Origin of the sequence: Xanthomonas populi (genome assembly GCF_002940065.1) — a bacterium.
Lineage (GTDB): Bacteria > Pseudomonadota > Gammaproteobacteria > Xanthomonadales > Xanthomonadaceae > Xanthomonas > Xanthomonas populi.
In genome coordinates, this window is sequence record NZ_MDEJ01000008.1 from 45,805 (window position 1) to 57,638 (window position 11,834).

8 protein-coding genes, 1 other RNA gene and 2 pseudogenes are annotated in these 11,834 nt (G+C 64.2%); 7 read left to right on the forward strand and 4 right to left on the reverse strand.

Going from position 1 to position 11,834, the window contains the following annotated elements:
- The first annotated feature begins 14 nt into the window (after positions 1 to 14).
- The 4 genes from XpopCFBP1817_RS02530 (at position 15) to XpopCFBP1817_RS02545 (ending at position 6,387) form a co-directional block, all read left to right on the forward strand.
- On the forward strand, positions 15 to 674 hold the full coding sequence (locus XpopCFBP1817_RS02530) for a ribonuclease HII (protein WP_244171041.1): 660 nt from the start codon (positions 15 to 17) through the stop codon (positions 672 to 674).
- A 219-nt stretch (positions 675 to 893) separates the two neighbouring features.
- Entirely contained in the window at positions 894 to 4,487 is a 3,594-nt protein-coding gene (gene dnaE / locus XpopCFBP1817_RS02535; protein WP_128415851.1) for a DNA polymerase III subunit alpha, read from the forward strand.
- 100 nt (positions 4,488 to 4,587) lie between these two features.
- Complete coding sequence (locus XpopCFBP1817_RS02540; protein ID WP_128415852.1) at positions 4,588 to 5,547, forward strand: acetyl-CoA carboxylase carboxyltransferase subunit alpha; 960 nt, start codon at positions 4,588 to 4,590, stop codon at positions 5,545 to 5,547.
- 75 nt (positions 5,548 to 5,622) lie between these two features.
- On the forward strand, positions 5,623 to 6,387 hold the full coding sequence (locus XpopCFBP1817_RS02545) for a tetratricopeptide repeat protein (RefSeq protein WP_128415853.1): 765 nt from the start codon (positions 5,623 to 5,625) through the stop codon (positions 6,385 to 6,387).
- 310 nt (positions 6,388 to 6,697) lie between these two features.
- Here the strand turns inward: XpopCFBP1817_RS02545 and XpopCFBP1817_RS02550 are convergent, their stop codons facing one another.
- The gene (locus tag XpopCFBP1817_RS02550; RefSeq protein ID WP_128415854.1) at positions 6,698 to 7,144 is read right to left on the reverse strand and encodes a CopD family protein; all 447 of its coding nucleotides are present in this window, start codon (positions 7,142 to 7,144) and stop codon (positions 6,698 to 6,700) included.
- A gap of 73 nt (positions 7,145 to 7,217) precedes the next feature.
- Here XpopCFBP1817_RS02550 and XpopCFBP1817_RS02555 point away from each other — a divergent pair, with 73 nt between their 5' ends.
- Both XpopCFBP1817_RS02555 and XpopCFBP1817_RS02560 read left to right on the forward strand, forming a co-directional pair.
- Positions 7,218 to 7,820 carry a methyltransferase gene (locus tag XpopCFBP1817_RS02555; RefSeq protein ID WP_128415855.1) on the forward strand — a complete coding sequence of 201 codons (603 nt, stop codon included), beginning with the start codon at positions 7,218 to 7,220 and terminating at the stop codon, positions 7,818 to 7,820.
- Positions 7,821 to 8,062: 242 nt separating this feature from the next.
- The gene (locus XpopCFBP1817_RS02560; RefSeq protein ID WP_128415856.1) at positions 8,063 to 9,406 is read left to right on the forward strand and encodes a polyhydroxyalkanoate depolymerase; all 1,344 of its coding nucleotides are present in this window, start codon (positions 8,063 to 8,065) and stop codon (positions 9,404 to 9,406) included.
- 202 nt (positions 9,407 to 9,608) lie between these two features.
- Here XpopCFBP1817_RS02560 and XpopCFBP1817_RS02565 read toward each other — a convergent pair.
- Positions 9,609 to 9,685, reverse strand: a non-coding RNA gene (locus XpopCFBP1817_RS02565) — sX9 sRNA.
- Positions 9,686 to 10,131: 446 nt separating this feature from the next.
- Here XpopCFBP1817_RS02565 and XpopCFBP1817_RS02575 point away from each other — a divergent pair.
- Positions 10,132 to 10,716: pseudogene (locus XpopCFBP1817_RS02575) on the forward strand (hypothetical protein).
- A 60-nt stretch (positions 10,717 to 10,776) separates the two neighbouring features.
- Here XpopCFBP1817_RS02575 and XpopCFBP1817_RS02580 read toward each other — a convergent pair.
- Positions 10,777 to 11,163 carry a sensor domain-containing protein gene (locus XpopCFBP1817_RS02580; protein ID WP_425479043.1) on the reverse strand — a complete coding sequence of 129 codons (387 nt, stop codon included), beginning with the start codon at positions 11,161 to 11,163 and terminating at the stop codon, positions 10,777 to 10,779.
- A 187-nt stretch (positions 11,164 to 11,350) separates the two neighbouring features.
- Positions 11,351 to 11,612 (reverse strand): annotated as a pseudogene (locus XpopCFBP1817_RS02585) (PadR family transcriptional regulator).
- Between the last annotated feature and the right edge of the window lie 222 nt (positions 11,613 to 11,834).

The following is an 11,834-nucleotide window of genomic DNA, read 5'->3' on the forward strand; positions in this document are numbered from 1 at the left end:
TTGGCCAATCCCAAATGCCCAACCCCCACTCCCAGCGCTTGATCGCCGGCGTCGACGAAGCCGGCCGCGGCCCGCTCGCGGGTCCGGTGGCGGTAGCCGCGGTGGTGTTCGATCCCAGCAAGCCGCGCATCAATGGGCTGGACGATTCCAAGCAGCTGAGCGCGGAGCGGCGCGAGCAGTTGTATGCGCGCATCGTCGAGCGGGCGCTGGCGTGGTCGGTGGTACTGATCGACAGCGAAGAGATCGACCGCATCAATATCTATCAGGCGACCATGCTGGGCATGCGGCGCGCGGTGGAAGGGGTGGCGCATGTGGCCGGATTGGCGCGCATCGATGGCAACCGCGTGCCCAAGGGACTGCCCTGCCCGGCCGAGGCCTTGATCGGCGGCGACACGCTCGACCGCGCGATCATGGCCGCCTCGATCGTGGCCAAGGTCACCCGCGACCGTTTGATGCACGACCTGCACGCGCAACATCCCGAATACCGCTTCGACCAGCACAAGGGCTACGCCACGCCGGTGCATCTGGCCGCGCTGCAGACCCACGGGCCGTGCCCGCAACACCGCCGCAGCTTCGCGCCGGTGCGGCGTGCGCTGGGAATCGAGGCCACCGCCCCGTCGAACTGGGACGTGCCCTGCGTGGCCCCGGCCGATGGCCTGCCGCGGGCCGACTGACTGACCGCAGTCCAGGCCGACCTAGCCCACGCTCGCGCAGCCCACGCACACCGCGATCCGCGCAATCGCCACCGCCGCGCTCCACGCAGTTGGCCAAAGCCTGAATCGGCTGCGCCGCCCAGCCCCGTGGCAGTTGGCCCCAGCCCCGTGCCGGTGCTGTCAAGCCTTGTTCGGCCCGACCACGGTCGCTACCCTGACCACGCATTATTTTGGTCTCGCATGTCCACTTCCCGCTTCGTCCATTTGCACGTCCACACCGAGTTCTCGCTGGCGGATTCCACCATCCGTGTGCCCGAGAAACCGGATCAGGCCGACCCGAAAAAGGCCAAGCAGGCCAACCTGCTGAGCCGCGCGGTCGAACTCGACATGCCTGCGCTGGCAGTCACCGACCTCAACAACCTGTTCGCGCTGGTCAAGTTCTACAAGGCCGCCGAAGGCGTGGGCATCAAGCCGATCGTCGGCGCCGACGTGATGATCGCCACGCCGGACATGACGCCCTGGCGCATGACCCTGCTGTGCCGCGACCGCGAAGGTTACTTAAGCCTGTCGCGCCTGCTCACCCGCGCCTGGATGGAAGGCCACCGCCCCGAGGGCGGCGTGGCGATCCATCCCGAGTGGCTGCAGAGCGGCCACGCCAACCTGTTCGCCCTGGCCGGCCGCGACAGCCTGGCCGGGCGCCTGTTCGGCGAAGGCCGCGCCGATCTGGCCGAGCAGCAACTGGCCGACTGGCAACGCGTGTTCGGCGATGGCCTGCATCTGGAGTTGACTCGCACCGGGCGCGAGGGCGAAGAGCGCTTCAACCAGTTCGCGCTGCATGCGGCCGGTGTGCGCGGCCTGCCGGTGGTGGCCAGCAACGATGTGCGCTTTCTGTATGCCAGCGACTTCAATGCGCACGAAGCGCGCGTGTGCATTTCGTCGGGGCGCGTGCTGGACGACCCCAAGCGTCCGCGCGAGTACAGCGACCAGCAATACCTCACGTCCAGCGAGGAAATGGCCGCGCTGTTCGCCGACGTGCCCGACGCGATCGACAACACCCACGCGCTGGCGCAACGCTGCAACATCGAGATGCGCCTGGGCACCTACTTCCTGCCCGCCTACCCGGTGCCCGAAGACGAAACGCTGGACAGCTGGATCCGCAGACAAGCGCGCGATGGTCTGGCCGCGCGCCTGGAAAAGAGCCCGATCGCGCCCGGCAAGACCCGCCAGGACTACGGGGACCGGCTGGAGTTCGAGCTGGACACCATCATCAAGATGGGCTTTCCCGGCTACTTCCTGATCGTGGCCGACTTCATCCAGTGGGGAAAGAACCAGGGCATTCCGATTGGCCCGGGGCGCGGTTCCGGTGCCGGCTCGCTGGTGGCCTGGGCGCTGCAGATCACCGATCTGGATCCGCTGCCGTACAACCTGCTGTTCGAGCGCTTTCTCAACCCCGAACGCGTGTCGATGCCCGACTTCGACATCGACTTCTGCATGGATCGCCGCGACGAAGTGATCGACTACGTGGCGCGCAAGTACGGGCGCGAACGGGTCAGCCAGATCATCACCTACGGCACCATGGCCGCCAAAGCGGTGGTGCGCGACGCCGGGCGCGTGCTCGGCTTCACCTATGGTCTGGTCGACAGCGTGGCCAAGCTGATCCCCAACATCCTGGGCATCACGCTCAAGGATGCGATGGGCGAAGGCAAGGATTCGGAGATGGCCTCGCCGGACCTGATCCAGCGCTATCAGGTCGAAGACGACGTGCGCGACCTGATGGATCTGGCGCGCCAGCTCGAGGATCTCACCCGCAACGCCGGCAAGCACGCCGGCGGCGTGGTGATCGCGCCCGAGCCGCTCTCCGAGTTCTGCCCGCTGTTCGCCGAACACGACGAGGGCGGGCGCGGCAAGAATCAGGTCACCCAGTTCGACAAGGACGACGTCGAAGCGGTCGGCCTGGTCAAGTTCGACTTCCTCGGCCTGCGCACGCTGACTATCATCGATTGGGCGGTCAAGGCGATCAACGTGCGCCACGCGCGCGCCGGCATCGATCCGGTCGACATCACCACGCTTCCGCTCGACGACGTGCCGACCTACAAGGGCGTGTTCGCCTCGGGCAATACCGGCGCGGTGTTCCAGTTCGAATCCTCGGGCATGCGCCGGCTGCTCAAGGACGCGCGCCCGGACCGTTTCGAAGACCTGATCGCGCTGGTGTCGCTGTACCGCCCCGGCCCGATGGACCTGATCCCGGACTTCACCGCGCGCAAGCACGGCCAGCAGGAGATCATCTACCCGGATCCGCGCACCGAGGCCATCCTCAAGGACACCTATGGGATCATGGTGTACCAGGAGCAGGTGATGCAGATGGCGCAGATCGTCGGCGATTATTCGCTGGGCGGCGCCGACCTGCTGCGCCGCGCGATGGGCAAGAAAGTGCCGGCCGAAATGGCCAAGCACCGCGAGATCTTCCGCGAGGGCGCAGCCAAGGGCGGCGTGAGCGCGCACAAGGCCGACGAAATCTTCGACCTGATGGAGAAGTTCGCCGGCTACGGTTTCAACAAATCGCACGCCGCCGCCTACGCGTTGGTGAGCTACCAGACCGCCTGGCTGAAACGGCATTACCCGGCCGAGTTCATGGCCGCCACGCTGTCTTCGGACATGGACAACACCGACAAGGTGGTCGGATTTCTCGATGAAGTGCGCAACCTCGGCCTGACCGTCAAGCCGCCGCGCGTCAACGAATCTGCCTACATGTTCGAGGCCGCCACCCCGGACACGATTCAGTACGGCCTGGGCGCGATCAAGGGCGTCGGTCACGGCGCCTGCGAGGCGATCGTCGAAGAACGCCAGCGTGGCGGCCCTTACACGACGCTGCTGGATTTCTGCACCCGTGTGGGCACCGCAAAGCTCAACCGGCGCACGCTGGAAGCAATGATCAATGCTGGCGCGATGGATGGGCTGGGCAAGAACCGCGCCTCGCTGATGCTGCAGTTGCCGGAGGTGGTGAAGGCCACCGAGCAGATGGCGCGCGAGCGCGCCTCGGGGCAGAACTCGCTGTTCGGGGGCGCAGATGCGAGCGCGCCCGCGCTGCGTCTGGACCTACCGGAAAGCAAGGAATGGCCGCTGGGCCAGTTGCTCACCGGCGAGCGCGAAACGCTGGGCTTTTATCTCAGCGGCCACCCGTTTGACCCGCACCGCGACGAAGTGCGTGAGCTGGTCGGCTGCGATCTGGGGTCGCTGGAAAAGATCCTCGCCTCGCAACAACGTGGAGGCGGTGGAGGCGGCGGCGATGGCGAAAAACGCGCCTGGCGCCCGGAAGTCAGCGCCATTCTCGCTGGCAAGGTGATCGGCGTGCGTCGCAAGGGCGACAGCCAGGTGTTCGTGCAACTCGAAGACGGCCGTGGCCGGGTCGAATGCAGCGCGTTCTCCGATGCGATGGCCGAGTTCGGGCATCTGCTCACCCGCGACCGCATCCTGATCGTCAAGGGCGGCCTGCGCGAGGACGAATTCAACGGCGGCTACAGCCTGCGCATCCGTCAATGCTGGGACTACGAGCAGATCTGCGCCGAACACGCGCAACGCCTGTCGCTGCGCCTGGACCTGCGCGAAAAACAGGCCTTCAAGCGCATTGATGCGTTGCTGGCCAAGCACCGCCCCGGCAAGACGCCGCTGCGCCTGGACCTGCTGCTGCGCGCGCCCAGCGGCGGCGTCGCCGGCATGCTCGACCTCAACGGCAGCCACTCGGTGCGCATCGATCAGCACCTGATGGACAGCCTGCGCGCCGACCCGGCAGTGCGCACGTTGAAGATCAAGTACAGCCCACCGTGGGCGCAGTGAAGCCGGGACCGGGGACCCGGGACCCGCCCAAAACGCCCCCGTACGGGTCGGCCACTCCGCTTCAGCTACACTTCCCGCCTTACGTTGACGACACCACTGCATGAATCCTAACTACCTCGACTTCGAGCAACCCATCGCCGATCTGGAAGCAAAGATCCAGGAACTGCGCAAGGCCAGCACGGGCCCTGCAGTCAACGTGGACACCGAAGTGCGTGCGCTGCGCGACAAGCTGCGCGTGCGTACTGCGCAGATCTTCCGCGACCTCAACGCTTGGCAGGTCTCGCAGCTGGCGCGCCACCCGCAGCGCCCGTACACGCTGGACTACATCAACACCATCTGCGACCAATTCCAGGAGCTGGCCGGCGACCGCGCCTATTCCGACGACAAGGCGATTGTCGGTGGCCTGGGCCGTATCAATGGCCGCCCGGTGGTCATCATCGGCCACCAGAAAGGCCGCGACACCAAGACCAAGGTCGCGCGCAACTTCGGCATGCCGCGTCCGGAAGGCTACCGCAAGGCGCTGCGCCTGATGAAGCTGGCCGACCGCTTCCGCCTACCACTGCTGACCTTTATCGATACCCCTGGCGCCTACCCTGGCATCGGTGCAGAAGAGCGTGGGCAGTCTGAAGCAATCGCACGCAACCTGTTAGAAATGGCCGAACTGAAAGTGCCGGTGATCTGCACCGTGATCGGCGAAGGCGGCTCCGGCGGCGCGTTGGCGATCGGTGTGGGCGACCGCACCTTGATGCTGGAATACGGCACTTATTCGGTGATTTCGCCGGAAGGCTGCGCCTCGATCCTGTGGAAGGACGCCGCCAAGGCCAAGGACGCTGCCGAGCAACTCGGCCTCACCGCCAAGCGCCTGAACGGCCTTGGCCTGGTCGACAAGGTGATCCGCGAACCCACCGGTGGCGCGCATCGCAATCCCGAGCAGATGGGCAAGCGTCTGAAAGCGGTGCTGCTCAACGAGCTGGACGCGCTGGAAAAGATCCCGGTCGACGCACTGCTGCAGCAGCGTTACGAGCGCTTGCGCAGCTACGGCGCTTACGAAGGCAACTGAATCGGCGATGTGACTCACGATGGCGCAGAACGCGCCATCGCACCGACAGGCACTCATGAAAAGGATGTCCGAACAATGAGCCCGCGGCTGTTTTTATCGCTGGTGTTACAGGCCGCCTGCTGCGTGAACGTGGTCCGCAGCGGCCGCCCGCTGTACTGGATCTTCATCGTGCTGGCGCTCCCTTTTCTGGCCACGCTGGTCTACATCTTCGTGGCGGTGATTCCGCATTTGCGCAACGACCCCAGCGCACGCCGCAACTTGCGCAAGGTGCGCCAACGCATCGATCCGCAACGCGAACAACGCGACGCTTGGCGCCAACTGGATGTGGCCGATACTCCGGAAAACCGCCGCCGTCTCGCGCAGACGCTGCTGGAACAACGCGATTACGCGCGTGCGGCAGAGCTTTACCAAGGTGCGCTGCGCGGCATCTATCGCGACGACCCAGACTTGATGCTGGGCCTGGCCAAAGCGCAGTACGGGATGGGCCAGGCTGCGGAAACACGCAAGACTCTGGACGCATTGATTGCCGACAATCCCAACGACCGTTCGCACGACGGGCATTTAATCTACGCGCGCGCCGTCGAAGACAGCGGCAGCATCGACGAGGCGCTGCACGAGTACGGGACGCTTGCACAAGGCTATCCGGGCGAAGAAGCACGCGTGCGTAATGCGCAGCTGTTGTTGCGCGCCTCGCGCCCGCAAGATGCCAAAACCATCTTCGAACAGGTGCTGCGCCATGCGGCCACCTCGCCCGAGCATTACCAACGCGAACAACGTGCCTGGATCGACATCGCGCAAGGAACTGAGCGAGCTCCGCGTCGACGCGTAATCGCTACCTGACCCGATCACCATGCGTCGGCCAGCGCCGACGCATGGTGCAGACATGAGCAGTCACCCCGGCGACAGCTGTTTGCAGATTGCCCTGGATCTGCGTTCTTCCGCACACGTGTCGGCCGCTGCGCTGTAGACGGCGTCGAGGCGCCTGCGGCTTGTGGGCCGTCAGCGCGCAGCGCTGCGTGCTGCAAGCAGCATGATTCGACACGCATCACGACGACCAAGCAGCAACGGCAACGCATCAACACCCACACCTGAATCGCATTCAGCGACACACACTGTCAGCCAGCACACGCCGTCTGTTTGTCAACAGCGCTCAAAACGGCTTGGCCAACACCAGCCAGATCACGCCGACCAACAAAAACACCGGCACTTCGTTGAACAGCCGCAGCGCGCGGCCGCTGGGCACTCCGCGCCCCTGATCCACACCCTTCAACCAGCGCCCGGACACGATGTAGTGCGCCAGGATCAACGCCACCGCGAATAGCTTAGCGTGCATCCAGCTGCCGGCCACCATGGTGGGGAAATCCGCAATCGCTCGGTATCCCTGCCACAGCACCGCGCCCAGCACTAGCGCCAGGCCCAGCATGCTGTGGCCGAACTTGTAGAGGCGGCGCCCCATCAGCAGCAGTCGCGTGCGCACCGCAGGCTCGGCACCGGCTTCGGCGAGATTGACCAGGATGCGTGGCAGGTAGAACACCGCCGCCATCCAGGCGATGACGAACAACAGATGGAAGGTCTTGATCCACAGATACAGAGTCATGTGCTGGCTTCGCTGGCTGGCGTAGGATGGCCCGCATTTTCACCTATCCGCTCGCGCGAAAGCACATCCGTCCATGCATCAGCCCGACGAAAAACAGTACGACGCCCACTATTTCAGCCGCTGGTATCGCGATGCCGGGCTGGCCGACCCCGCACGCCTGCGACGCAAGGTCGCACTCGCGGTGAGCCAGGCCGAGTACTACCTGGAGCGCCCGCTCCACAGCGTGCTGGATATCGGTTGCGGCGAGGCCGCGTGGCGCGCACCGTTGTTGGCGCTTCGCCCCAAGCTCAGCTATCTGGGTTTCGACAGCAGCGCCTATGCCGTGCAGCGCTATGGGCGCAGCCGGCAGATCCACCCTGCCCGCTTCGGCGATTTCGCCTGGCTGCGCCCGTGCGCGCCGGTGGATCTGCTGATCTGCTCGGACGTGCTGCATTACGTGCCCACGCGTGAGCTCAACCAGGGCCTGCCAGGATTGGCCGAGATGTGTGCGGGCGTGGCGTTTCTGGAAACCTTTGCGCAAGAAGATGCGTTTGAAGGCGACCACGAAGGTTTTCAGGCACGGCCGGCGCGCTGCTATCGGCGTCGCTTCGCCAGCGTGGGCTTTGCTGCGCTGGGGTCGCATTGCTGGTTGTCGCCACAGTTGGCGGGAGAGGCGTCTGTGCTGGAGCGCGGCTGAGCAAGACGTTGGCTGCTTGATTCACTCACCGCGTGTGGCTTGGCAGCCTCCCCTCTCCCGACGGGAGAGGGGCAGTTTTTCCGCAGGCCGAATGGTCCTGCTATAGGCGCAACTTTCCGCTGAGCGCAGCCGCTCGAAAGACCACAAATAGCGGCAGATAAAGTCGCTCACGTCTCCCATAGGTCCTATGACAGCCTCTACCGTCTGCAGCCCCATTAAGGTGCAAATGCGCCAAAGAGGGTATGCTGCGCGGCAGCAACGCCGCACGGAAGGGTGGAATGCTTTATCAACTGCATGAGCTAACCCGCAATCTGCTAGCCCCCTGGGTGCATCAGGCCCAGGCGAACGCCAAGATGTTCTCCGACCCCGACAGTCTGTGGGCCTCGCTCCCGGGAGCCGAACGCATGGCCGCCAGCAATGAGCTGTTCCATCGCCTGGGCAAAGAATACGAAAAACCCGCCTGGGCGCTCGATGATGTCGAGGTCGATGGCCACTCGCTGCCGATCATCGAACGCGAGGTGCTGAGTAAGCCGTTCTGCCGCCTGCTGCGCTTCAAGCGTTTCAGCGACCATGTCGAGCTGATCGGCACGATGAAGCAGCAGCCAGCCGTGCTGGTGGTGGCGCCGTTGTCCGGCCACCATGCCACGCTGCTGCGCGACACCGTGCGTACCCTGCTGCGCAACCACAAGGTCTACGTGACCGACTGGGTCGACGCGCGCATGGTGCCGCTGGAAGCCGGTGCGTTCCGGCTTGAGGACTACATCGGCTACATCCAGGAATTCATCCGCCACATCGGTGCCGACCGCCTGCATGTGGTGAGCGTGTGCCAGCCCACTGTACCGGTGCTCGCCGCAGTGTCGCTGATGGCCTCCAACAATGAGCCCACGCCGCGCTCGCTGGTGATGATGGGGGGGCCGATCGATGCACGCTGCAGTCCGACCCAGGTCAACAATCTGGCGACCGAGAACGGCATCGAGTGGTTCCGGAACAACCTGATCCACACCGTGCCGTTCCCGTATCCGGGCCATGGCCGCAAGGTGTATCCGGGCTTCCTGCAGCACGCCGGCTTCCTGTCGATGAATCCAAACCGGCACGTGATGTCGCACTGGGATTTCTACACCGACCTGGTCAAGGGCGATCTGCAGGATGCGCAGGCGCACCGGCAGTTCTACGACGAATACAACGCCGTGCTCGACATGCCGGCCGAGTATTACCTCGATACGATCCGCGTGGTGTTCCAGGACTTTTTGCTGCCTCAGGGCAAGTGGAAAGTGGATGGCCAGTTGGTGAAGCCGTCGGCGATCCGCAACACCGCGCTGCTCAGTATCGAGGGCGAACTAGACGATATCGCCGGCCTTGGTCAGACCGAAGCGGTGCACGATCTGTGCACCGGTATCGATGCTGCGCATCGTCGTCATCTGGTGGTGGAAGGTGCCGGCCATTACGGCATTTTCAGTGGACGTCGCTGGCGTGAAGTGGTGTATCCGGAGGTACGCGAATTCATCGGCCGCTACGATGCTGATCCGGTCGGCAGTCGCGCCCCCGCCACCGTCACCCCGATCCGCAAGCGCGGCAAACGCGCTTGATCGGCTGAAAAAAACGCCCCTTGATCTGTCTCGACCAGGGTTCATGTTTATGGGCAGATTGTTGGGTAAAGCGAAGATAGAGCACGACTCAGCCGCGCTCGATCTCGTGTTCGACTCCCGTATCAGCCATTGCGTTTCATCGAGTGCTGCAAACTGAGCCGACGATCCGCCAACAACCCGGTGCAGGACCAAGACTAAGAGCGGCTAACAAAACGTAGCGAGCAGTCTTCAGGTGGGTGCGGACGGCGCGCTCAGAACCGGAGTGTACGGGTGGTACATGCCGATTCCGAGCACCGGCCGCGCCCGCCTGGCGGCTGCGCAGTAGTTTTGTTAGCCGCTCTAAGTCAGCAGACGGCCACCAGACGAGGTGGTCGTGCGTGCGCCGTTGCGCATGTTCGCCTCGGCCAGTGCTTGGTCGACGGCACGGTGTCCTGGCCAGACAGTTTGCTGGTTGTTGTGTTGAAAACATGCACACCGCCCCTGTCGACTGGTCCTTGCCCTCCCACCGTCGCGGGACCTTCTGCGGCATGGATGCCGCATAGGCGCCTGCTCTGTTCGGAGTCTGCCAGGGCTGGGTGTCGAGAGCCGACGTGGGCCAGTGTGAGAGCCTGGATCGTTACCGATCGTCGTGTAGCCGGGTGCCCACGCCGGTTTCTGCCCTGTTGCGCCCGAACAGTTGCCAGAGTTGCCGCGCGTAGCGGTAAGGCAGGGCAGGGCAGGCANGCATGAACGGCATCGGGATTGATGGGTGCAAGGCGCTGTTGGATGTGGCCGTCCACCGCGGCCCTTTCGCGCAGTTTCACAACACACCCGCGGGCCACCGCAAGTTGTTGTCCTGGCTGGCACACCATGAGGTCGGCCAGCGTGTCCTGGAGGCCTGTGGCGGATACGAACAGGCAGTGCTGGATGCCCTGTTCGACGCCGGTCACGTGGTGGTCCGGTGCGCGCCGCTGCCATGCCTTCGCCGCTGCCATCGGCCTGCCGGCAAACACAGATCGTCTGGACGCCGCCAATCCCGCCTGAATGGCTGCCACGCTGGGGCTAGGCCCCTCTCAACCGATGGAACCTTGGCAGCGAAAGCTGCGCGCGTGCGCGCGTGCGACCGCAGCTCGTAGCGCTGGCAACCAGCGCAGAAAACGCTGTACATGGCGTGCCTGTCTGCCATCCAGCACGAGCGACGGATCCGGGAGTTCTACCGGTCGCTGCGGGCAACCGGAAAGCCCGGCAAGGTCGCTGTCATGGCGGCGATGCGAAAGATGCGCGTCATCCTCAACGCCCGAGCGCGAGAGGCCCAAGCCATTACGAGGTGAGTATGCATGCTCTGGAACAGTCCGATGGCTGCCGACCAGCGGCCGGCACTGAACACCTCGTCAGTCGAGCGCGCGTTGCCCTCGCCGCTCTTGACCAGCAAGTGCTTGGCGAACATTCCGTGCAGCTTGCCGAAGGCGCGCGCCAGATGCAGCGTGACGAACAACAGCAGCACGCCGACGATGAAGAACGGCAACGTCAACCAGGCGTTGTTGAGGTCCAGGCCATCCCGGGTCAAAACCACCGCGTTGTCGAACAGCAGCGCCAGCGGTGAAGCGGCCAACCCCAGCGACAAATAACGTGGTGAACACGCTGAAGTAAATGATGCCAAGCGGCAGCATCAGCAGGAAGTACAGCATCGTGCTCCAGGTGCGGACATCGGTGAACATCGCGCCGATGCGTTGCAGCCAGCCGCCTTGCGGGCCGGGATGCGCAGGACGACGCGGCATGCGTATGCCGAGCAGCGTCTCCACCACGCGGCCTTCCACCTCGGCCAGTTAAGGGCGCAGATATTCCTCGGCATCGCAGAGCGTGTCCTGGATCATCGCCGGGTCCGCGCCGGACACAGGGCCTGGCGCAATTGCGCCAGGTAATCGGAAATGGTGATCGGCAACGGACGTGCCTGCGCAATGGTCGTCATGAGTGAGTCGCCTCCAGCACTGAGTCAACGGAATCGCGGGTAGCGCGCCACGCGGCGGTCCAGTCGCCTAGGCAATCACGCCCGGTTTGGGTAATGCGGTAGTAGCGCCGTGGCGGACCGGACGCGGAAGACTCAACATGGCTGTGCAGCAGCCCTGTCCCTTTCCAGTTTGCGCAGTACCGGGTAGAGCGCGCTCTGCTTGCCGCTCAGTACACCATCCAGCCGCTCCAATTGCTTGGCAATCAGGTAGCCGTACAGCGGCTCCTGGGCCTACGCTAGTACCGCCAACAAAGCCAGCGACACGGTGCCGGCACTCAGTTCTTTCTGAAATTTTCGTAGGTAGGCATTTGGCTCGGTCATGCCATCTCCACTAGGTTGAAGGCAATGCTATTGCGAAGTTATTTAAAGGAGCCTCTAAAAACCCCAGCAATCTGCCATCATTGACTTGACGCCCTGCCAGCGGAGAACGACAGACATGAT

What these genes read in the sequence shown, in the direction of transcription:
- XpopCFBP1817_RS02530 (WP_244171041.1), top strand. Translation starts at nt 15, where the DNA reads ATGCCCAACCCCCACTCCCAGCGCTTGATCGCCGGCGTCGACGAAGCC.
- XpopCFBP1817_RS02555 (WP_128415855.1), top strand. Translation starts at nt 7,218, where the DNA reads ATGCATCAGCCCGACGAAAAACAGTACGACGCCCACTATTTCAGCCGC.
- XpopCFBP1817_RS02545 (WP_128415853.1), top strand. Translation starts at nt 5,623, where the DNA reads ATGAGCCCGCGGCTGTTTTTATCGCTGGTGTTACAGGCCGCCTGCTGC.
- XpopCFBP1817_RS02560 (WP_128415856.1), top strand. Translation starts at nt 8,063, where the DNA reads ATGCTGCGCGGCAGCAACGCCGCACGGAAGGGTGGAATGCTTTATCAA.
- XpopCFBP1817_RS02540 (WP_128415852.1), top strand. Translation starts at nt 4,588, where the DNA reads ATGAATCCTAACTACCTCGACTTCGAGCAACCCATCGCCGATCTGGAA.
- XpopCFBP1817_RS02580 (WP_425479043.1), bottom strand. Translation starts at nt 11,163, where the DNA reads ATGCCGCGTCGTCCTGCGCATCCCGGCCCGCAAGGCGGCTGGCTGCAA.
- dnaE (WP_128415851.1), top strand. Translation starts at nt 894, where the DNA reads ATGTCCACTTCCCGCTTCGTCCATTTGCACGTCCACACCGAGTTCTCG.
- XpopCFBP1817_RS02550 (WP_128415854.1), bottom strand. Translation starts at nt 7,144, where the DNA reads ATGACTCTGTATCTGTGGATCAAGACCTTCCATCTGTTGTTCGTCATC.